Here is a 20,000-nt window from a genome sequence, read left to right as displayed (position 1 = left end):
TGCTGCGGCGGCCGGGGCCGCGGGAGCGGCCTTGGGGGCTGCCCCGTTGCCCTGTGCCGGGGTAGCGGGGGCGGGGGCGTGGTTGCTCTTGACCGCGTAGTCACGACCGTAGGTCGCCTCACCCGGCTCGTAGTCCTTGAAGAAGTCCCACCATGCCTTGTCGACGGAGTTGCGGTCCTTCAGGTAGGACTCGTACAACTCGTCCACGAGCCACTCGTTCGGGCCGAAGGTCGATTGGGGGTCGCTGCTCAGGGGCTGCTCGGGCACGGCGGCTACGCCTCTTTCTTCACTGCGTCGTCGGCGACGGATGATCGGTCCAGCCTATCTCGACCGGGCCCTGGGCACGCCGACCCACCCCGAGCGTCCGGCCAGTGGTCACGCGGCCCCGACGAACGGAAAGGCCCGGGGGTATGCCGCGGGCACGGCACACCCCTGAACCCGCCGTTCGCGTGGGGCGGAGGTGCTAGGAGACGTCCTCGTGCAGGGTCCGCCAGATGCCGAACCCGGCGAGCACCGCGGCATACCCGGCGAGGACGAGCGCGGCCACCCACCACTCCAACCGGGCGACCGACGGGCCCTGGGTCACCGAGTTCACGACGGCGTTCGTCGCCTGGGTCGGGAGGAACTTCACGATGTGCTCGGCCCCGAAGTCCCAGAAGCCGAGAAGGACGCCGGCGAGGGGCTCGACGATCCACGCGACCCCGATGCCGACGAGGAGGGCGGCGACCTGGTTCTTGATGAGGATGCCGACGCCGAGGCCGATCAGGCCCCACAGGCCCAGGACGAGCAGGCTGAGCGCCATCGTCCGGAAGACCTCACCGGACGGGAACGGGTCGCGGCCGGTGAGGTTGAGCACGACGGCCCCGACCCCGACGGACGACACGATGCTGATCAGGCCGTAGAGCCCGCCGATCCCGAGCAGGGCGACCACCTTGGCGAGCATCGCGGTGAGCCGGTTGGGGGTGGCGAGGAAGGTCGACGTGATGGTCTTGTGACGGTACTCGGCGCCGATCATGAGGACGCCGATCGTGAGCAGCAGCAGGTAGCCCACGCCCATGCCGGAGGTGTAGACGGTGTTGGCGACCTGGGTGGCGTCACCCTCCGGGGCCCCCGGGCTGCTCTGAGCGGCCCCGGACGTCAGTGCCCAGCCGAAGAAGCCGGCGAACAGGCCGCCGGCGACGAAGATGCCGATCGCCATGCCCCACCACAAGCGCGTGGTGAAGAACTTGAGGAACTCGGAGCGGATCGCGGTGGTCATCAGAGGTTCGCTCCTTCCTGGCCGGCGAGGGCATCTCGTTCGGTGGGTGCAGCGCTGTCGGGATACGTGGCGTCGCCGAGGTTGCGGTTGGTTCCCTCGGTCAGCGAGAAGAAGAGCTCTTCGAGGTCGGCCTGCTTGGCCTTGAGCTCCCAGATGGGCAACCCGGCCCGCAGCGCGACGTCGCCGACGAGTCTCAGGTCAGTCGTTTCAGCGATGAGGGTGTCGTCCGGGCCGGGAGCGGATTCGACGTCCGCGATGCGAAGCGCCCCGGCCAGGCTGTCCAGGTCGGAGCTGCGGACGACCGTGCCCCGACCTCCGGAGAGTTCGGCCAGCGTGCCCGAGCGAATGAGCTTGCCGTTGTTGATGATGACGATGTCGTCGGCGGTCTGCTGGACCTCCTGGAGCATGTGGCTGGAGACCAGGATGGTCTTGCCCTCGTCGCTGAGGTGGCGCAGGAAGCCGCGCAGCCACCGGATGCCCTCGGGGTCGAGGCCGTTCGCCGGCTCGTCGAGGATGAGGACCTTGGGGTCACCCAGGAGCGCGGCTGCCAGGCCGAGCCGCTGGCGCATGCCCAATGAGTACTCACCCGCTCGCTTCCGTGCGGCGGCGGGGATCCCGGTGAGTTCGAGCAACTCGTCGACGCGGGCGGTCGGTATGCCGTTGGCGGTGGCCAGGACGCGCAAGTGGTCACGTCCGGTGCGGCCCGGATGGAAGTTGGTTGCCTCCAGGGCGGCGCCCACGACCATGAACGGGCGCTCGATCTCGGCGTAGCGCACGCCGTCGATCCTCGTGGACCCGCTCGTCGGGTGAACCAGGTCGAGGAGCATGCGCAAGGTGGTTGTCTTGCCCGCACCGTTCGGGCCGAGGAAGCCGGTGATCCGGCCGGGCTCGACGGTGAAGGTCAGGTCGTCGACGGCGACAAAACCGCCAAAACGCTTGGTCAGGCCCGAGATCTCGATGCGGGCCCCCGTGGTGCTGGTCATCGGTCCCCCCTGGACGGTGCAGTTGCCGGTGTCTGGTGATGCATGACTCGATCCTGTCAGCGACCGGTGACGTTGGCCTCCCCCGGGGGGTGGACATGGCGCTCCACCCTGGAGATGAGAGCACCCCACCCGAACCGACTGGGACCGTAGGCTGTGCCGATCATGGGCGACTGGTTGTTGGTGCTCGCGGGAGTCGCCCTCACGGTGGGGACCGCAGTCTTCGTCGCGGGCGAATTCTCCTTGGTCGCGCTCGACCGACCTGCTGTCGAGGAGGCGATCCGCCGTGGAGACACGCGCGCATCGGGTGTCCTGCGATCGTTGCGTCAACTCTCCACCCAGTTGTCGGGCTCCCAGGTCGGCATCACCCTGACCACCCTGGCGCTCGGGTTTGTCACGACCCCGGCCATCGCCTCCCTGCTGGCTGGGCCGCTCGCCTCGGTCGGCGTGCCGGCCGGGGCCCGGGGATCGGTCGCCCAGATCCTCGCCCTCGTGCTGGCCACGGTGTTCTCGATGATCTTCGGTGAACTCGTGCCCCAATTCTTGGGCCTGTCGGCGCCCTTGGGCACCGCCAAGCTCGTGTCGGCGCCGCTGCGTTGGTTCACGACGATCGCCCGCCCCTTCATCGTCGTCCTCAACGGCTCCGCCAACACCTTCCTGCGCGGGGTGGGCGTCGAGCCCCAGGAGGAGATCTCGGCGGCTCGCAGCCCCGCCGAACTGGCCTCGCTCGTCCGCACGAGCCAGGCCGCCGGAACCATTCCCGAGGCCACGGCCCAGTTGCTGACCGCATCCATCGGCTTCGGGGTCCAGACGGCCGCGGACGTCATGACCCCGCGAGCGCGGGCCACGGCAGTGGATCGCACCTCGACGGCAGCCGATGTGGTTTCCCTCGCTCGATCGACCGGCCACTCCCGCTTCCCCGTGCTGGGTGAGGACTGGGACGACATCGACGGCATCGTCCACGTCAAGCAGGCGATCGCGGTGCCGCACGAGCGGCGTGGGGACGTCCCCGTCTCGGCGCTCATGACCGAGCCCCTTTTGGTGCCCGAGACGATCCGGCTCGATCCACTCCTCGTCCAACTGCGCGAGATCGGCTTCCAACTGGCCATCGTGGTCGACGAATACGGCGGAACATCTGGCGTGGTGACGCTCGAGGACGTCGTCGAGGAGATCATCGGCGACGTGAGCGACGAGCACGACCGGGGGCAGACGACCGGCCGCGTGCTCGCCGACGGCAGTTGGAGCGTGCCCGGCCTGTGGCGACCCGACGAGGTGCGCAGCCGAGCCGGGGCACCCGTGCCCGACGGCGCGGCTTACGAGACCGTCGGGGGCTGGTTGATGGCCCAGCTGGGCCGAGTGCCCGAGGTTGGTGACGAGGTCGTGCACGAGGGCTGGACCTGGCGGGTGCAGGACATGGAGGGGCGGCGGGTCGATCGGCTGCGCCTGACGCCCCGTCCGGTGATCCCGGTCGATGAGGATGCGTCATGAGCTGGCCCGTCGTCGTCACGATCGTCCTGCTCCTGGCCAATGCCTTCTTCGTGGGCGCCGAGTTCGCCGCGATGGCAGCGCGGCGCAGTCGCCTCGAACCGATGGTCGCCGCGGGCAACAACCGGGCGCGGATCGTCCTGGAGGCGACCGAGCAGATGGGCTCGCTGCTGGCCTGCGCCCAGCTCGGCATCACGATCTGCTCGGTGCTCATCGGTGCCATCTCCGAGGCCGCGCTCCATCACGCCCTCGTGCCCATCGTCGAGCGAGCGGGGCTGAGCCCGCGCGTCACGGACATCCTGGCGCTCGTCCTGGCCCTGCTGGTCGTCATCTACCTGCACGTCGTCGTGGGGGAAATGATCCCGAAGAACCTCGCCATCGCCGGCCCTGAGCGCTCCGCCCTGGTGCTCGTGCCTCCGCTACAACTCATGACGCGGGCGCTTCGGTGGCCGATCATGGCGATGGAGCGCATCGCGAAGGCCATCGTCCGGATGTGCGGTGTCGAGCCCAAGGACGAGGTCGCCTCCGAGTTCACCGTCGAGGAGGTCGCGCACATCCTCCAGGCGTCGCACGAGGAGGGGCTGGTCCTTTCCGAGCAGTTCGGCCGGCTCGACGCCGCGATCGAGTTCTCCGACAAGGACGCCTCCGACGTCGGTGTCCGCCTGGCCGACGTGGTGACCGTGGGTCTGGACACGACCCCGGACGACATCGAGCGCCTGGTGGCCAAGCGCGGCTTCTCCCGCTACCCGGTGGCCGGCGCCGACGGGTACCTCATCGGCTATCTGCACCTCAAGGACGTCCTCTTCGCCGACGAGGAGGAGCGGCTGCCAGCCGGTCCCGGCCAAGCGCATCCGGCGGATGGCCAACGTTCGCCGGACCGACGAGGTCGAGAGCGTGTTGCGGACGATGCAGCAGACCGGATCACACCTGGCGCGAGTGGTCGCCGACGACGGGGAAGTGGTCGGTGTCGTCTTCCTCGAGGACGTCATCGAGCAGCTCGTCGGCGAGGTCGCGGACGCCAGTCAGCGCTGACCCGGACTCCGCCCCGCGCGGGCCCGTACAGCGGCGAGGCCACGACAGGGACTGTCGTGGCCTCGGAACTGCGTGCCCCCGGCAGGATTCGAACCTGCGCTCCCGCCTCCGGAGGGCGGTGCTCTATCCCCTGAGCTACGGGGGCTGGATCGACCGCCCAATCGGCGAATTCGAACGCTCCGCGAGGGTAGCAGCCTACAGTTCCAAGCATGGAATCCGCCCGCGACCCGTTGGTGCTCGTGTGCGATGACACGGCCTCCATCCGGCGGCTGATCCGGATCAATCTCGAGCTCGAGGGTTGCGTCGTCGAGGAGGCGCCCGACGGGCGGGAGGCGGTCCGACGCCTCATCGACCCCGACGCGCGAACGCCCGATCTCGTCCTCCTCGACGCCCACATGGCACCACATGACGGGTGGTGGGCCATCGCCGCGATCCGAGCCCACCCACCCCTCGATGACGTTCCGGTCGTGCTCGTCAGTGCGGCGTTGCACGGTCTGGCCCTCGCCGACGTCATGGACCTCGGCTTCGATGACGTGCTCGCCAAGCCGTTCGACCCCGATGAACTCATCGCCCTGGTCTCGCGGATGACAGGGCGCACCGAGGGCGTGCGTGACTCGCCATAGAATCTGCGGGTGACCCCCGAAGAGCTGGCCCTGGCCATTCGCGCTGCCCTCCAGGCCTCGGTCGACGCCGGCGAACTGTCGCTGACCGTCCCGGCCGACGTCCGCGTCGAGCGCCCCCGCTCCCGGGATCACGGGGACTGGGCCACGAACGTCGCCCTTCAGGTCGCCAAGGGGGCAGGTATGCCGCCGCGCGCCGTCGCCGACCTGCTCGCCACCCGCTTGGGGCAGGTTCCCGGTGTCCAACAGGTCGACGTCGCCGGTCCCGGCTTCCTCAACATCACCCTCGACGCGGCGAGCGCCGGTGAACTCGCGCGCACCATTGTCGATGCCGGCACGGCATACGGACGGGGCGCGAGCGAAGCCGGCCGGGTCGTGAATCTCGAGTACATCTCGGCCAACCCCACCGGTCCGCTGCACATCGGACACACCAGATGGGCCGCGCTCGGTGACGCCATGGTCCGCCTCCTGCGCGCCACGGGCGCCGACGTCACCGCGGAGTACTACATCAACGACGCCGGGGGCCAGGTGGAACGGCTCGGCGGCTCGGTGCTGGCGAGCCTGCGCGGCGAGGAGGCGCCGGAGGGCGGCTACTCGGGGGAGTACGTCGATGCCCTCGCGGCGGCCGTCCGCGAGGCCCACCCGGACATCCTCGAGCAGCCCACCGACGAGGCACTCCGCCTCGCCTGGGACGTCGCTTACCCGATCCAGTTGGCCGCGATCAAGGGCACTCTGGACCACTTTCACGTCGTCTTCGATGTGTGGTTCTCCGAGCGTGCCCTGCACGACAGTGGCGCCGTCGAGCAGGCCGTCGAGCGGTTGCGCGAACAGGGTCACGTCTTCGACCGTGAGGGCGCGATCTGGTTGCGCACCACCGATTTCGGCGATGACAAGGACCGTGTGCTCATTCGGGCCAACGGCGTGCCGACCTATTTCGCCGCCGACGCCGCGTACTACCTGAGCAAGAAGGACCGCGGCTTCGACGAGAAGATCTACCTCCTGGGCGCAGACCACCACGGCTACATCAACCGACTCAAGGCCATCGCGGCCTGCGCCGGCGACGACCCCGAGCACAACATCGAGGTCAAGATCGGTCAGCTCGTGAACATCGCCGGGGAGCGCATGGGCAAGCGGCTCGGCAATGCGCTCTACATGGACGACCTCATCGCGTGGGTCGGATCGGATGCGGTGCGCTACTCGCTCGCGCGCTACCCCGCCGACTCCCCGCTGTCGCTGGACGGTGAGGAGATGCGCCGGCAGACCAACGACAACCCGGTCTTCTACGTGCAGTACGCCCACGCCCGCACCCGCCGGGGTCGCCCGGCTGGCCGCCGAGGACGGGGTGCACCGCGCGGACGGCTTCGAACCGGCACTGCTCACCGACGAGACCGAAGCCGCGCTGCTCGCCGCCCTCGGGGACCACCCCCGCGTGGTGGCCCAGGCCGCCCACCTGCTCGAACCGCACCGGGTCGCGCGGTACCTGGAGGACGTCGCCGCCAGATACCACAAGTGGTACGACACCTGTCGGGTCCGCCCGCTCGCCGACGAGGAAGTCACCGACCTGCACCGGACGCGACTGTGGCTCAACGACGCCACGCGCCAAGTGCTCGCGAACGGCCTGGACCTGCTCGGCGTGAGCGCGCCCGAGCGCATGTGAGCGAGGGGGGCTCCCGATGAGGTCACACGAGGCAGGCGTCCTCCACGCCCCCGGTTACGGTGGGCCGCCCATCTATCTCCCGACGCCGACGGACGTCATGGAGTTCCTGCCCGCGCTCTGGGCACGCAACGTCCACCGTCGGGGCGATGGCGTCCTGGAGGTGGCCGGAGTCGACGTGCTCACACTCCAGCGGAACTTCGGCACCGCGGCATACGTGCTCGACGAAGACGACTTCCGTTCTCGTGCAAGGGCTTTCAAGCAGGCGTATGCCGCGGCGTTCGTCGACGCCTGTGGAGGCGCTGACGTGTACTACGCAGGCAAGGCCTTCCTGTGCACGGCCGTCGCCCGGTGGGTGATGGAGGAAGGGCTCTTCCTCGATGTCTGCTCCGGTGGTGAGCTGGCGGTGGCCCAGCGGGTCGGTTTCCCGGGGGAGCGGATCGGGTTCCACGGCAACAACAAGTCGGTCGCCGAGCTGCGTGCCGCACTCACCTATGGCGTGGGACGGATCATCGTCGACTCGTTTGACGAGATCGACCGGATCGTCGCTCTCGCGGGGGAACTCGATGTCGTCGCGCCCGTCATGATCCGCGTGACGGTCGGCGTCGAGGCCCACACGCACGAGTTCATCGCGACCGGTCATGAGGACCAGAAGTTCGGCTTTGCGCTCACCGGCGGCGTGGCCTTCGAGGCGGCGCGCGAGGTGTTGGCCCACCCGGATCGCCTGCGGTTGCTAGGGCTGCACAGCCACATTGGGTCACAGATCTTCGACACCGCGGGTTTCGAGGCCTCGGCCTCGCGTCTCATCGGTCTGCACGCGCGCATCGCCGAGGAACTGGGCCACAACGCGCCGGAGATCGACCTCGGCGGGGGATACGGCATCGCCTACACCAGCCAACACACGCCCCTGGCGCCGGCGCTGCTCGCCGAGCAGATGAGTCACATCGTCGAGACCGAGTTCAAGCGGATCCGCGACGTCGATCCCGACGGTGCAGTGCCGCGGGTGTCGATCGAGCCAGGTCGCGCCATCGTCGGGCCGGCAGCCTTCACCCTCTACGAGGTGGGCACTGTCAAGCCGGTCGTCGTCGGCGATGGCCAGGTCCGGACCTATGTGTCGGTCGACGGTGGGATGAGTGACAACCCGCGGCCAGCGCTCTACGAGGCCGACTATTCGGCGACCCTCGCCAATCGCTCCAGCGAGGCGCCGCCCGTTGTGGTGCGTGTCGTCGGGAAGCATTGCGAGAGTGGCGACATCGTCGTGCTCGATGAGTGGCTCCCCGGCGATGTCCGCCCGGGCGACCTGATCGCCGTGCCCGGCACCGGCGCCTACTGCCGAGCGCTGTCCAGCCAGTACAACCACACGCCGCGCCCGCCCGTCGTCGCGGTCGCGGACGGTCGGGCACGGGTCATCGTGCGTCGTGAGACGATCGATGACCTCCTCGCGCTCGACGTCGACGAGCCGTGAAGTCCGTGTCCCAAGGAGCCAGTTCACCCATGTCCGCCTCGTCATCGGCGCCGCTGCGGGTCGCCCTGCTCGGCTGTGGAGTCGTCGGATCCTCGGTCGCCCGTCTCCTCGTCGAGCACAGCGGTGATCTCGCCGCCCGGATCGGGGCCCCCTTTGAACTCGTGGGGATCGCCGTCCGCCGCCTGGGTCGTGACCGCTCGGATGTCCCCGTCGATCCGAGCCTGTTCACCACCGACGCTGCCGCGCTGGTGTCCCGCGCCGACATCGTCGTCGAGGTCATCGGAGGCATCGAGCCGACGCGCGACCTGCTGCTGTCGGCGATGGCCAGCGGCGCTTCGGTCGTCTCCGCCAACAAGGCGCTGCTCGCCGAGGACGGCCCGACTCTGTATGCCGCCTCGGACCGACACGGCGTCGACCTCTATTACGAGGCGGCCGTCGCCGGGGCCATCCCGATTCTGCGACCGATCCGTGATTCCCTCGCCGGGGATCGCATCACCAAGGTCATCGGCATCGTCAACGGCACGACCAACTTCGTCCTCGACAAGATGGACTCGACCGGGGCGGGGTTCGCCGAGACCGTCGAGGTCGCCCAGTCGCTGGGCTACGCCGAGGCCGACCCCACGGCCGACGTCGAGGGCTTCGACGCTGCCGCGAAGGCCGCAATTCTCGCCTCCTTGGCCTTCCACACTCGTGTCGACATCCACCAGGTCCATCGCGAGGGGATCACCGAAGTCACTGCCGCGGACATCGCCGCAGCGGACGAGATGGGCGCGGTCGTCAAACTGCTGGCGATCTGCGAGCGGGTGAGCCGTCCCGAGGGTGAGGCAGTCAGCGTGCGGGTGCACCCGGCGATGATCCCCAGGACGCACCCGCTCGGGTCGGTGCGAGACGCCTTCAACGCGGTCTTCGTCGAGGCCGATGCGGCCGGTGAGCTGATGTTCTACGGCCGAGGCGCCGGCGGCGACCCCACGGCCTCGGCCATCCTCGGCGACGTCGTCGAAGTGGCTCGGCACCGCGTCAACGGCGGGCGCGGGGCCGGCGAGTCCGCCTACGCAGACCTGCCTGTTCTGCCGATGGGTGCCGCGTCGACGAGGTACCACATCAGCCTCGACGTCGCCGATCGACCGGGGGTGCTCGCGGCCGTGGCGGCGACCTTCGCTGAGCACGACGTGTCGATCGAGACCGTTCGACAACGGCCCGGCGCCCCCGGGGAGTCCGGCGATGACGAGGCTGCCGGCGCGACCCTTGTCGTCGTGACGCATCGGGCACCGGATGCCGCGCTCTCGGCGACTGTCGAGGCGCTCGGGGCGCTCGACACGGTGCGCGAGGTCGTGTCCGTGATGCGCGTGGAAGGAGAATGACGTGGCGTCACTGTGGCAAGGGGTGATCCCCGAGTATGCCGACCGTCTGCCGATGCTCCATGCGGCTCCGACCGTGACCCTGCAGGAGGGTGGCACACCGCTCATCCCCTGCGAGAAGCTGTCCGAGCGTGTGGGGGCGCAGGTCTTCGTCAAGTACGAAGGCCTCAACCCGACCGGGTCGTTCAAGGACCGCGGGATGACGACCGCGATGTCGATGGCGAAGAAGAACGGCGCGAAAGCCGTGATCTGCGCCTCGACCGGCAACACCTCGGCGAGCGCCGCGGCATACGCAACCAAGGCGGGGATGACCTGCGCTGTTCTCGTGCCCGATGGGAAGATCGCGATGGGCAAGTTGAGCCAGGCCATCGCCCATGGCGCCACCCTGCTGCAGGTGGAGGGTAACTTCGACGATTGCCTGACGGTGGCGCGCAAGCTTGCCGAGGTCTACCCGGTCGAGTTGGTCAACTCCGTCAATCCGGCCCGGATCGAGGGCCAGAAGACGGCGGCCTTCGAGGTCGTCGACGCGCTCGGAGACGCCCCGGACATCCATGTCCTCCCGGTCGGCAATGCCGGCAACATCACCGCCTACTGGAAGGGCTATCGGGAGTACTCCGAGACCACGCCGGGGGTCAGCGGTGACCTTGCGCCCGTGGCGACGCGACGCCCGCGGATGTGGGGCTTCCAGGCCGCTGGAGCGGCGCCGATCGTGCTCGGCCACCCGGTGGACGAGCCCGAGACGATCGCGACCGCGATCAGGATCGGCAACCCGGCATCCTGGCGACAGGCCGAGCAGGCCCGCGACGAGTCCGGCGGACTCATCGACTCGGTGACTGACGAGCAGATCCTTCTGGCGCACCGCTTGCTGTCCTCGGCCGAGGGCGTCTTCGTCGAGCCCGGGTCGGCGGCGAGCATCGCCGGACTGCTCAAGATGTCGGACGCCCGTGGCGTGCCCGAGGGTGCCACCATCGTCTGCACAGTGACCGGCCACGGCCTCAAGGACCCTCAGTGGGCCCTGCGCTCCGCCGACGGCGGTGACGTGACCCCGGTCCGGGTGCCGGTGGACGTCGTGTCGGTTGCCGCAGCGCTCGGCCTGGAGTGAGCCGCCCGTGAGCCGTTCTGTCCCTCGACCGGGCGCCTCGATCACCGTCGAGACGCCGGCGAGCAGTGCCAACCTGGGGCCGGGTTTCGACTCGGTGGGCTTGGCGCTGGGGGTCTGGGACCGCTGCACGGTCACGGTGACCGAGGAGCCGGGGGTCCGGGTCGACGTGGAGGGTGAGGGCGCTCAGGGCGTGCCGCGCGATGGGTCACATCTGGTCGTTCGGACGATGCATCGCACGTGGCAGGCGCTGGGCGTACCGGCCCCGACAGGCCTGCATCTGTCGAGTGTCAACACCGTCCCCCATGGGCGTGGCATGGGTTCGTCGGCGACCGCAATCGTCACGGGCATCGTTGCGGCGCAGGCGATTTCAGGTGAGGGTGACTCCTTCGGCCTCTTCGATCCTCGTTTCACGAATGATCTTGCCGCACGCTTGGAGGGGCATCCGGACAATGCCTCGGCCTCGATCTTCGGTGGGGCCACCCTGTCGTGGTCCGACGACCCCGAGGTCGGGACGACGACGGTGCGACTGGCGATCCACGAGGACGTCGTTGCTGTCGTCTTTGCTCCGGAGGAGCAGTTGTCGACGGCCAAGGCACGGTCGGTGCTGCCGGCTCATGTGCGGTTGGCCGATGCGGCCGCGAACTCGGGGCGTGCAGCCCTGCTGGCGCACGCACTCGGACACGCTCCGGAGCACCTGGTGGCGGCCACGAGGGACTGGCTGCACCAGGAGCCGCGCCGGCCCTCGTATGCCGCTTCGATGGCCTTGGTCGATGACCTGCGTCGGGCGGGTCTGGCCGCCGCCATCTCCGGTGCCGGGCCGAGTGTCCTGGCCCTCGTCCCCGCCGAGCGAGTCGATGAGGCTCGGGCTCACGGCCCCCGCGGGTGGAGGGTGTTGACGCCGGGCATCCCGGACGCCGGTGTCCGGGTGACCGTGGAGACACGGCCGACCGATTGACGGGCGTTTCGCTGGCCTGTGACACCTTCGGTGTTATGGTGGAGGGGCAAGGCCACCCGGTCCCGCCGCTCCGCGGCGTGAGGTGAAGGTTCCTTGTTCCCCGTCTTGACGATTCGAGTGACGTGCGTCTGCGTACATCCGGTCAGGACAGTGGATCCCATGTCGGCCATCGGGCCGTCCACACCTGCTCGCCCGAAGCGCGAGCCATGACGAGGGGGGAAGGATCCTTCGTGACAGACACCACCGCTCTTGAGGCAGCGCCGGCTCGGCGCTCCGGCTCGCTGACGACCATGAAGGTCGCCGAGCTCCAGGGACTGGCCTCGAGCATGGGCATCGGCGGCACCGCCAAGATGCGCAAGGGCGACCTCGTCGAGGCCATCAAGGCCCGACAGGGCGGCCGAGGGGCCGGCGCTGCGCGCACGCCCGAGGAGAAGACGGTCGTCGAGGCGCCCGTGGTCGAGCGCCGGGAGCGGAGTTCCCGTGTCGATCGTGCCCAGCGCGGTGAGCGGACCGAGGGCACCGAGGACAGCAACGGCGCTGCGCACACGGACCGCAGTGACTCAACGGGTCGCAGCGACCGCTCCGGGAGCGGCTCGGACCACGGTGACCGTGGCGGCAACGAACACGGAGATCGTGACGGCGGCCAGCGTCAGGAACGCGACCAAGCTCCTCGTCGAGCCAGCCGGGACCAGCAGGCCGGTCAGCGCGAGGAGCGCAGCGACCGTCAGGACAATCGTCAGCCGCAGCAGCGCCAGCAGCAGGTCCAGGACGGCCAGCAGGGCAACCGCTGGAATGACGACGAGGACGGCGGTCGCTCGGGTCGTCGCCGCCGCAACCGCAACCGCAATCGCGACAAGCGGGTGCAAGGTGGCCAGCCGGACCAGGGCCAGCAGGGCGGCCAGGAAGTCTCGATCGCCGAGGACGACGTGCTCGTGCCCGTCGCGGGCATCGTGGACATCCTCGACAACTACGCCTTCATCCGGACCACCGGCTACCTTCCCGGTCCCAATGACATCTATGTCCCGCTCAACACCGCCAAGCGCGCCGGACTGCGCAAGGGTGACGCGGTCACCGGCGCGATCAAGGCCCCACGTGAGGGCGAGGAGCCGCAGCAGCAGACCGTGGGTGGGCGCAACAACCGCCAGAAGTACACCGCGATCGCGCGCCTGGACACGATCAACGGGATGAGCCACGAGGACGCCCGCAAGCGTCCCGAGTTCGGCAAGCTCACGCCGCTCTATCCGCAGGAACGCCTGCGCCTGGAGACCGAGCCGAACCTGCTCACCACCCGTCTGATCGACCTCGTCGCGCCGATCGGCAAAGGTCAGCGCGGCCTGCTCGTCGCCCCGGCCAAGGCCGGCAAGACCCTCATCCTGCAGGCCATCGCCAACGCGATCACGATCAACAACCCCGAGGTCCACCTCATGGTCGTGCTCGTCGACGAGCGCCCCGAGGAGGTCACCGACATGCAGCGCGCGGTCAAGGGTGAGGTCATCGCCTCCACCTTCGACCGTCCGGCAGACGACCACACGACGGTTGCCGAGCTGGCGATCGAGCGCGCCAAGCGATTGGTGGAGATGGGCCACGACGTCGTCGTGCTCCTCGACTCGATCACTCGCCTGGGTCGCGCCTACAACCTCGCGGCCCCCGCGAGCGGCCGCATCCTCTCCGGTGGCGTGGACAGTGCCGCGCTCTACCCGCCGAAGAAGTTCTTCGGTGCTGCCCGCAACATCGAGAACGGTGGCTCGCTCACCATCCTCGCCACCGCGCTCGTCGAGACCGGCTCGCGGATGGACGAGGTGATCTTCGAGGAGTTCAAGGGCACCGGCAACATGGAGCTCAAGCTCGACCGCAACCTCGCCAACCGGCGCATCTTCCCCGCGGTCGACGTCAACAACTCCGGCACCCGGCGTGAGGAGATCCTCCTCGCGCCCGAGGAGCTGAAGATCATGTGGAAGCTCCGTCGCGTCCTCGCCGCCCTGGAGCCGCAGGCCGGCATCGAGCTGCTCCTCGATCGCCTTCGCAAGACCAAGACGAACTACGAGTTCCTCGTCCAGGTCCAGCAGACGAGCAGCATCAAACTCGACGACGAGGACGATGCCTGATCCTCGACCGACCTCGCAATCGACGATGGCGTCCCGTCAGTTCGATGCCTCCAAGGCAGAACTGACGGGCGCTGTCGTCGGGAGCAGGATCATGGCCACCACCGAGGGTTCGTCGTCCGGCAACCACGGCGGTCGTGCCGTGCCGACGGCGATCCAACCGCGTTTCTCGTAGACCTGCTTGGCCACCGAATGTCGCGGGACGACATCGAGGCAGGGAGCCAGGTCCTGCTCCCGGATCCACTCCTCGGCGGCGTCGAGGAGCGCGCGCCCGGCCCCACTTCCACGGGCGGACAGCGCCGTGAACAGCGCCGACACGAGCGCAAGGTCCTCAACGGGTCGCCCGTGCCCACGCATCCACGCGGCGGCCAGATCCTCCTTGGGCATCCCATCCGTGGGAGCGGCGACCTCGACCCATTGGATGCACACGTGGCCGACGAGGTCGCCGTCCTGCTCGGCGACGAAGGCCGTGAACTCGTGGTCCCGGACGATGAACTGCTCGGCTGGGAAGGGCAGCGGCCACCGGAAGGGGTACAGGCTGTGCGGCTGCTGCTCGGCCAGGATCGCAGCCAGTCGAGGCACGTCGTCGGATCGTCGTGGACGCACAGTCACCGGCGACGGCGCGGCACCTGTCATCGCGGCGGACCCGCGGCCACGCGACGGCGCACCTCGTCCACGCCCTCGGGCGAGTCCGGCAGGTCCCACCACGACTCCACCCACCACGTCGCACCCTGGTCGGCCCAGCTCTGCGGTCGATCGTGGATGTCGCCGAAGCCTCCATGGCTGTCCCCCTCGACGACGACGTCGTAACCCTCCCAGGGCAACCCCAACCCCTCTCGTATGCCGCGCAGCCGGCGCACCAGATCGTCGAGACTCTCATGGGTGAGGCCGCTGTGGCCCTCCTGCCCGGCGACGACCGCGGGCAGCACTCCCTGCCAGCGGGCGGCACGGTCGAGCGAGGGCTGACGCTGTCTTCTGGGGCGCAGGGCGCCGACGCACCAGACCGGCGGATGTGGGCGCTGCACCGGAGGCGGGGGAGCGAGCTCGGTGACGGGACCGACGGTCCAGTGCTCCCCGGCATACGAAAAGGGTTGTCCGGCCAGCAGACCGGACCAGACCGCCAATCCCTCGTCGAGCTGCTGGGCGCGCGTGGCGCGACCCTCGTCGGGGAGGAAGGAGCGCCAATTGGCGTTGACGGCGCCGAGTCCGACACCGAGGGTGAGGCGGCCATCGCTCAGCCGGTCCACGGTCCCGGATTGTGCGGCGAGCTCCCACGGGCGACGCGCCGGCACCGGGGTGAGCAGGGTGCCCAGCCGGATCTGCTCGGTCGAGACGGCGGCGGCGGCCAGTTGGCTCCATGCGTCCTGCCCGAAGACCGGCTCCCAGGTGAGGATCATGTCCCAGCCGCTCTGTTCGGCGAGTCGCCCCAACTCGACGAACTCGCGCTCGCGTGCGAAGGGAACGACGAAGCCGAACTTCACGAGGCAGCCTTCTTCGCGCTCGTGCGGGCGGTGGCGGCCTTGGCCGTCGCTGGCTTCGGGGCCGCCTTCTTGGCCGCAGGCTTGCCCTTGAGGCGGGTGCGCCAGGTGTTGCCCTCGCGCACCGTCTCCAGGTAGGGCTGCGCCGCCACCAGCGAGCTGAGCTTGGAATGCCCGAACGTGCGTGGGTCGAAGCTTGCCTGGGCGCGCGAGAGGTGGTGGCCGACCCGACTCACCGATGTCCACCCGTCATCGTCCGCGGTGGCGTTCACGGCCTTGGTCAGGGCGCTCTGCAAGTTGATCGTCGGTGTCTCCGCGGATGCCGCCGACTCCGCGAGCTCCGGCGCCGCGGGGGTTGCCTCGGCCGCAGCGCCGAGCACCTCGAGGTGGATGAACTTGTCACACGCGTTCTGCAGGGACATCGGGGTCGTGCGGCGGCCGATCCCATAGACCGTCTTGCCGGACTCACGCAGCCGGAGCGCCAGCGAGGTGAAGTCGCTGTCGCTGCTGACGATCGCGAACGCCTCGACGTTGCCGGCATAGAGCAGGTCCATCGCGTCGATGATGAGTGCGGAGTCGCTGGAGTTCTTGCCGGCGGTGAAGGCGCTGGCCTGGATCGCCCGGATCGCTCGTGCGTTGAGCACCTTGGTCCAGCCCTGCAGTTGGGGAGTTGAAAAATCCCCGTAGGCCCGCTTGATCGTCGGCGTGCCGTAGGTGGCGAGCTCGTCGAGGAGAGCCTCGGCATACCTCGGGGAGGTGTTGTCCGCGTCGATGAGGACGGCGATGCGGGTCCGGCCACTGTCCGAGTCCATGCCGCGACTGTATGCCGTGGGATGGGGCCGGGTGCAGCGCGCGAGGTTGCTAGTGTGCGAGGGAGTTCGAGGAGGACCATGGGTGGGTTGGCGCGGATCAGGAGCGGAATTCGTCGGCGCCTGGGTGGGCCGACACCGAACGCCGCGGCGCCGTTGACTGCACCCGTCATGGACGATCGACTGTCCGAGGGCGCAGCGTCCGAGGCCGGAGCCATGGACGCTCCGGACGACATCCCGTGGGACACCTTCGTCCTCCCTTCGTCGGACGCGCCCCGCCTTCTGGTCGACGCCGCGAACGATCTGGAGCGGACCTTCTTCGGCAACTCGGGTCGGCCGGTGCACAAGTGGCTCCACTACCTCCCCGTCTACGACGCCCACTTCTCGCGGCTCCGGGACACCGAGTTCCGGATGCTGGAGATCGGGGTCTGGAAGGGTGGGTCGCTGGACATGTGGCGGCGCTACTTCGGTGCCTCGGCAACGATCGTGGGTATCGATGTCAACCCCGAATGCGCACAGGTCGTGGACAGTCCCAACGTCGTGCGAATCGGCTCGCAGGACGACCCGGACTTCCTTCGCGCAGTGGATGCCGAGTTCGGTCCCTTCGACCTGATCCTGGACGATGGGTCGCATCATGGCCGGCACCAGCGGGCCAGTTTCGATGTCCTCTTTCCGCAGCTCGCCGATGGAGGGATCTACGTCATCGAAGACCTCCACACCAGCTATTGGCGTGATCTCTACGACGGGGGTTACCGCCGGCCCGGGACGGCCATCGAGTTCCTCAAGGACGTGATGGACGACCTGCACGGGTGGTATCACCGTCATGACACGTCCACTCCGGCCCGCGACTGGATCTCGGGCATGCACCTCTACGACTCGATCGTCGTCCTCGACAAGGCCGCGAAGGCGCCTCCGAGGAATATCGAGGTTCACGCCACTCACCTCAGTGGTTGACAGAGGCCGGGAACAACCGGGAACAAACAGGCCCGAAACTCCCTTACACTTGTCTGCTGGACCGGTTCACGGCACGTGACGCGTTTCCTGAGCATCACCCTCACGAGTGGATGCAGTCGGGGCGCCCAAGGGCTTGCATCACCGTGATGGGCTCGCCGACCCGGAGACATCCAAGGAGATTTCATCGTGAAGAAGGACATTCACCCCGACTACGCGGAGACCACGGTCACCTGCACCTGTGGCAACACGTTCACCACGCGCAGCACCGCGAAGAACGGCCAGATCCACGCCGAGGTCTGCAGCAACTGCCACCCGTTCTACACCGGCAAGCAGAAGATCCTCGACACCGGTGGCCGCGTGGCCCGCTTCGAGGCTCGCTACGGCAAGAAGGCCGCCAAGTAAGACCCCCGACGCGCCGGTTCCTCATCGCGAGGGACCGGCGCGTTCGCCGTGTCCGTCGAAGGTTCCCATGTTCGAGTCCGCCATTGCCCTGGTCGAGGAGCACGCCGCCCTCGAGCAGCAGATGGCCGACCCCACGGTGGCGTCGACCCCCGATCGCCTGCGCGAGGTCAACACCAGGTATGCCGCGCTCGCGCCGGTCGTGACGGCATACCGAGGGTGGGTGGTGGCCACCGACGACCTCGCGGCCGCCCGTGAACTCGCAGAGGAGGACCCGGCCTTCGCCGAGGAGATCCCTGCCCTGACGGCCACCGTCGAGGCCTGCGCGGAGCACCTTCGGCGCCTGCTCATCCCGCGGGACCCCGATGACGACCGCGACGTCATCCTGGAGGTCAAGGCGGGAGAGGGCGGCGAGGAGTCCGCGCTCTTCGCCGGGGACCTGCTGCGGATGTACCTGCGGTACGCCGAGCAGAGAGGCTGGCGCACCGAGATCCTCGACGCGACCGAGTCCGACCTCGGCGGCTACAAGGATGTCCAGGTGGCGGTCAAGGCCAAGGGCACCCCCGGACCGGGCGAGGCGCCATGGGCCCGGCTCAAGTACGAAGGTGGCGTCCACCGGGTGCAACGCGTGCCGGTCACCGAGAGCCAGGGGCGCATCCACACCTCGGCGGCCGGCGTCTGGGTGATGCCGGAGGCCGAGGAGGTCGAGGTCACCATCGATCCGAACGACCTGCGCATCGATGTCTTCCGCAGCAGCGGCCCGGGCGGTCAGAGCGTCAACACGACCGACTCGGCCGTGCGGATCACCCACCTGCCGACCGGCACCGTCGTCTCCTGCCAGAACGAGAAGTCGCAGCTGCAGAACCGTGAGTCCGCGATGCGCGTCCTGCGCGCGCGCCTGCACCAGGTAGCCGCTGACGCCGCAGCCGCCGAGGCCCACGATGCGCGGGCCAGTCAGGTCCGCACGGTCGACCGGTCAGAGCGGATTCGCACGTACAACTTCCCGGAGAACCGGATCGCCGACCACCGGACCGGCTACAAGGCCTACAACCTCGACACCGTCCTCGGCGGCGAGCTCGATCCCGTGGTCCGGTCGGCGATCGAGGCCGATGAGGCCGCCAGGCTCGCATCCGCGGGGGAGCCGTGATCCCCCTCCGGCTGCGTCCGCGTTTCTCGTCGCCATGACGACGGAAGAGGCGGACGCCAGCGTGGGTGCCGTGGTGCGGGCTGCCGAGCAAACGCTCGCCGCCGCGGGTGTGCCCTCCCCGCGTTCCGACGCGCGTGCACTGGCGGCCTTCGTCCTGGATGTCGATCGGGGGGAGTTGGAGCGTCAGCTGCTGCTCCGCTCACCGGCCGATGAGGCCTTCCGTGACCGGTACGCCGGACTCGTCGAGGAGCGAGCCGAGCGGGTGCCCTTGCAGCACCTGACCGGCTGGGCGGGCTTTCGCCACCTCGAACTGCGTGTCGGACCGGGAGTCTTCGTCCCGCGCCCGGAGACGGAGTCGGTGGCGGGCTGGGCGATCGACGCCGCCCGCGCAGCCGCTGGTCATCGCACGCTACGTCGCAGTAACTGCGGTCCCGGCGACGCCTACTGCGACGTAGCCGGCGAGGAGGATGAGGAGGCGGAGGCGAGGACGGCCCGGCCGCCGGTCGTCGTCGACCTGTGCACGGGGTCGGGGGCCATCGCGCTCTCGATCAAGGACGAGGTGCCGGCCGCGAAGGTGTATGCCGTGGAGCTCTCGCCCGAGGCGCACGCGTGGGCGCTGGCCAACCGCGATCGCCTCGGGCTCGAGGTCGAGATCAGGCTCGGTGACGCGATCACCGCCTTTGGGGACCTCGAGGGTGCCGTCGACGTCGTGGTGTCGAACCCGCCCTACATCCCGACCGGTGCCGTGCCCGTCGACTCCGAAGTCCGTGACCACGATCCACGACTGGCGCTCTACGGCGGGAGCGCGGACGGCCTGGCCATTCCGCGTCTGGTGGCTGCGCGCGCGGCCCACCTGCTGCGCCCTGGCGGCGTGCTGGTCATGGAACACGCCGACACCCAGGGTGAATCCCTCCCGGCAGCCCTGACGACAGCGGGCGACTGGACCGGCATCGAGGACCTCCGGGACCTCACCGGTCGCCCCCGTGCCACCGTGGCCCGCCGCCGCTGAGGCCGACGAGGGCCGACCCGCGCCTGTCGATCCGAAAATCTGTCGCCGGGCATAGCGGCCGCACCTACCGTGGGTGGATGCGCGTCCAGCGATACGAGGATGCGGCCACGTTCCTGTCCGAGCGCAGGATGTGCTGCGGGCCGAGCCCGTGACCACCACGGTCATCGGCACGGTCGCCGCCCGGGCCGCCGCC

19 protein-coding genes, 1 tRNA gene and 2 pseudogenes are annotated in these 20,000 nt (G+C 69.2%); 15 read left to right on the top strand and 7 right to left on the bottom strand.

The genetic code is table 11. The features are described from left to right. On the bottom strand, positions 1 to 267 hold a 267-nt coding region (locus tag BN10_RS12605; protein ID WP_040751729.1), incomplete at its 3' end, for a 2-oxoglutarate dehydrogenase E1 subunit family protein. A gap of 40 nt (positions 268 to 307) precedes the next feature. Between BN10_RS12605 and BN10_RS17995 the strand changes: the two genes are divergently transcribed. Continuing rightward, positions 308 to 436 (top strand): hypothetical protein, encoded by a 129-nt coding sequence (locus BN10_RS17995; protein ID WP_267878875.1) that lies wholly within the window; start codon positions 308 to 310, stop codon positions 434 to 436. Between the two features lie 27 nt (positions 437 to 463). Here the strand turns inward: BN10_RS17995 and BN10_RS12600 are convergent, their stop codons facing one another. After that, on the bottom strand, positions 464 to 1,258 hold the full coding sequence (locus BN10_RS12600) for an ABC transporter permease subunit (protein WP_010851637.1): 795 nt from the start codon (positions 1,256 to 1,258) through the stop codon (positions 464 to 466). Continuing rightward, positions 1,258 to 2,241: an ABC transporter ATP-binding protein gene (locus BN10_RS12595; protein WP_010851636.1), complete on the bottom strand. Its 984-nt coding sequence runs from the start codon at positions 2,239 to 2,241 to the stop codon at positions 1,258 to 1,260. Before BN10_RS12595 ends, BN10_RS12600 begins: the two co-directional genes overlap by 1 nt. 162 nt (positions 2,242 to 2,403) lie before the next feature. Here BN10_RS12595 and BN10_RS12590 point away from each other — a divergent pair, with 162 nt between their 5' ends. The 3 genes and pseudogenes from BN10_RS12590 (at position 2,404) to BN10_RS18110 (ending at position 4,755) form a co-directional block, all read left to right on the top strand. Further along, the gene (locus BN10_RS12590; RefSeq protein ID WP_010851635.1) at positions 2,404 to 3,726 is read left to right on the top strand and encodes a hemolysin family protein; all 1,323 of its coding nucleotides are present in this window, start codon (positions 2,404 to 2,406) and stop codon (positions 3,724 to 3,726) included. Further along, positions 3,723 to 4,472, top strand: a pseudogene (locus tag BN10_RS12585) (CNNM domain-containing protein); the annotation flags it as partial. The gene BN10_RS12590 and the pseudogene BN10_RS12585, both read left to right, overlap by 4 nt. Positions 4,473 to 4,581: 109 nt before the next feature. Next, positions 4,582 to 4,755: a CBS domain-containing protein gene (locus tag BN10_RS18110; protein ID WP_324603529.1), complete on the top strand. Its 174-nt coding sequence runs from the start codon at positions 4,582 to 4,584 to the stop codon at positions 4,753 to 4,755. Positions 4,756 to 4,828: 73 nt separating this feature from the next. Here the strand turns inward: BN10_RS18110 and BN10_RS12580 are convergent. Continuing rightward, positions 4,829 to 4,900 (bottom strand) — tRNA-Arg (locus BN10_RS12580). Positions 4,901 to 4,964: 64 nt separating this feature from the next. On the opposite strand from BN10_RS12580, the gene BN10_RS12575 reads away from it, so the two are divergent. The 7 genes and pseudogenes from BN10_RS12575 (at position 4,965) to rho (ending at position 14,014) form a co-directional block, all read left to right on the top strand. After that, positions 4,965 to 5,378 (top strand): response regulator transcription factor, encoded by a 414-nt coding sequence (locus tag BN10_RS12575; protein WP_010851633.1) that lies wholly within the window; start codon positions 4,965 to 4,967, stop codon positions 5,376 to 5,378. A gap of 9 nt (positions 5,379 to 5,387) precedes the next feature. After that, positions 5,388 to 7,032 (top strand): annotated as a pseudogene (gene argS, locus BN10_RS12570) (arginine--tRNA ligase). A 16-nt stretch (positions 7,033 to 7,048) separates the two neighbouring features. Beyond that, entirely contained in the window at positions 7,049 to 8,494 is a 1,446-nt protein-coding gene (lysA, locus tag BN10_RS12565; protein ID WP_010851631.1) for a diaminopimelate decarboxylase, read from the top strand. A 29-nt stretch (positions 8,495 to 8,523) separates the two neighbouring features. Further along, entirely contained in the window at positions 8,524 to 9,855 is a 1,332-nt protein-coding gene (locus BN10_RS12560; RefSeq protein ID WP_010851630.1) for a homoserine dehydrogenase, read from the top strand. Position 9,856: 1 nt separating this feature from the next. Further along, positions 9,857 to 10,954: a threonine synthase gene (gene thrC, locus BN10_RS12555; RefSeq protein ID WP_010851629.1), complete on the top strand. Its 1,098-nt coding sequence runs from the start codon at positions 9,857 to 9,859 to the stop codon at positions 10,952 to 10,954. A gap of 7 nt (positions 10,955 to 10,961) precedes the next feature. Further along, complete coding sequence (gene thrB, locus BN10_RS12550) at positions 10,962 to 11,909, top strand: homoserine kinase (RefSeq protein ID WP_010851628.1); 948 nt, start codon at positions 10,962 to 10,964, stop codon at positions 11,907 to 11,909. A gap of 290 nt (positions 11,910 to 12,199) precedes the next feature. Beyond that, positions 12,200 to 14,014: a transcription termination factor Rho gene (gene rho / locus BN10_RS12545; RefSeq protein ID WP_156917400.1), complete on the top strand. Its 1,815-nt coding sequence runs from the start codon at positions 12,200 to 12,202 to the stop codon at positions 14,012 to 14,014. 36 nt (positions 14,015 to 14,050) lie between these two features. Here rho and BN10_RS15825 read toward each other — a convergent pair whose 3' ends face one another. The 3 genes from BN10_RS15825 to BN10_RS12530 are packed head-to-tail and all read right to left on the bottom strand — an operon-like array spanning position 14,051 to position 16,301. Continuing rightward, positions 14,051 to 14,593, bottom strand: a complete 543-nt coding sequence (locus tag BN10_RS15825) for a GNAT family N-acetyltransferase (protein WP_156917226.1) — start codon at positions 14,591 to 14,593, stop codon at positions 14,051 to 14,053. Positions 14,594 to 14,643: 50 nt separating this feature from the next. Continuing rightward, positions 14,644 to 15,492 carry an LLM class flavin-dependent oxidoreductase gene (locus tag BN10_RS12535; RefSeq protein WP_010851625.1) on the bottom strand — a complete coding sequence of 283 codons (849 nt, stop codon included), beginning with the start codon at positions 15,490 to 15,492 and terminating at the stop codon, positions 14,644 to 14,646. After that, positions 15,489 to 16,301 carry an NYN domain-containing protein gene (locus BN10_RS12530; RefSeq protein ID WP_010851624.1) on the bottom strand — a complete coding sequence of 271 codons (813 nt, stop codon included), beginning with the start codon at positions 16,299 to 16,301 and terminating at the stop codon, positions 15,489 to 15,491. Before BN10_RS12530 ends, BN10_RS12535 begins: the two co-directional genes overlap by 4 nt. Before the next feature lie 78 nt (positions 16,302 to 16,379). Here BN10_RS12530 and BN10_RS12525 point away from each other — a divergent pair, with 78 nt between their 5' ends. The 4 genes from BN10_RS12525 (at position 16,380) to prmC (ending at position 19,807) form a co-directional block, all read left to right on the top strand. After that, positions 16,380 to 17,252 carry a class I SAM-dependent methyltransferase gene (locus BN10_RS12525; protein WP_010851623.1) on the top strand — a complete coding sequence of 291 codons (873 nt, stop codon included), beginning with the start codon at positions 16,380 to 16,382 and terminating at the stop codon, positions 17,250 to 17,252. A gap of 186 nt (positions 17,253 to 17,438) precedes the next feature. Next, complete coding sequence (gene rpmE / locus BN10_RS12520) at positions 17,439 to 17,654, top strand: 50S ribosomal protein L31 (RefSeq protein ID WP_010851622.1); 216 nt, start codon at positions 17,439 to 17,441, stop codon at positions 17,652 to 17,654. A gap of 67 nt (positions 17,655 to 17,721) precedes the next feature. Beyond that, on the top strand, positions 17,722 to 18,798 hold the full coding sequence (prfA, locus tag BN10_RS12515; protein ID WP_010851621.1) for a peptide chain release factor 1: 1,077 nt from the start codon (positions 17,722 to 17,724) through the stop codon (positions 18,796 to 18,798). Between the two features lie 34 nt (positions 18,799 to 18,832). Then, complete coding sequence (prmC, locus tag BN10_RS12510; protein ID WP_010851620.1) at positions 18,833 to 19,807, top strand: peptide chain release factor N(5)-glutamine methyltransferase; 975 nt, start codon at positions 18,833 to 18,835, stop codon at positions 19,805 to 19,807. Positions 19,808 to 20,000: the final 193 nt, after the last annotated feature.

The sequence above is a fragment of the Phycicoccus elongatus Lp2 genome, from assembly GCF_000367525.1.
Lineage (GTDB): Bacteria > Actinomycetota > Actinomycetes > Actinomycetales > Dermatophilaceae > Phycicoccus_A > Phycicoccus_A elongatus.
The sequence above is the reverse complement of the archived record's forward strand: the minus strand, read 5'-3'. Positions and strand labels throughout refer to the sequence as shown.

Excerpts from the sequence above, each read along its gene's own strand:
- BN10_RS12600 (WP_010851637.1), bottom strand. The coding sequence starts at position 1,258 with ATGACCACCGCGATCCGCTCCGAGTTCCTCAAGTTCTTCACCACGCGC.
- BN10_RS18110 (WP_324603529.1), top strand. The coding sequence starts at position 4,582 with ATGGCCAACGTTCGCCGGACCGACGAGGTCGAGAGCGTGTTGCGGACG.
- BN10_RS12525 (WP_010851623.1), top strand. The coding sequence starts at position 16,380 with ATGGGTGGGTTGGCGCGGATCAGGAGCGGAATTCGTCGGCGCCTGGGT.
- BN10_RS12595 (WP_010851636.1), bottom strand. The coding sequence starts at position 2,241 with ATGACCAGCACCACGGGGGCCCGCATCGAGATCTCGGGCCTGACCAAG.
- BN10_RS17995 (WP_267878875.1), top strand. The coding sequence starts at position 308 with ATGATCGGTCCAGCCTATCTCGACCGGGCCCTGGGCACGCCGACCCAC.
- BN10_RS12560 (WP_010851630.1), top strand. The coding sequence starts at position 8,524 with ATGTCCGCCTCGTCATCGGCGCCGCTGCGGGTCGCCCTGCTCGGCTGT.
- BN10_RS12575 (WP_010851633.1), top strand. The coding sequence starts at position 4,965 with ATGGAATCCGCCCGCGACCCGTTGGTGCTCGTGTGCGATGACACGGCC.
- BN10_RS12530 (WP_010851624.1), bottom strand. The coding sequence starts at position 16,301 with ATGGACTCGGACAGTGGCCGGACCCGCATCGCCGTCCTCATCGACGCG.
- lysA (WP_010851631.1), top strand. The coding sequence starts at position 7,049 with ATGAGGTCACACGAGGCAGGCGTCCTCCACGCCCCCGGTTACGGTGGG.
- rho (WP_156917400.1), top strand. The coding sequence starts at position 12,200 with ATGAAGGTCGCCGAGCTCCAGGGACTGGCCTCGAGCATGGGCATCGGC.
- prmC (WP_010851620.1), top strand. The coding sequence starts at position 18,833 with ATGACGACGGAAGAGGCGGACGCCAGCGTGGGTGCCGTGGTGCGGGCT.
- prfA (WP_010851621.1), top strand. The coding sequence starts at position 17,722 with ATGTTCGAGTCCGCCATTGCCCTGGTCGAGGAGCACGCCGCCCTCGAG.
- BN10_RS12590 (WP_010851635.1), top strand. The coding sequence starts at position 2,404 with ATGGGCGACTGGTTGTTGGTGCTCGCGGGAGTCGCCCTCACGGTGGGG.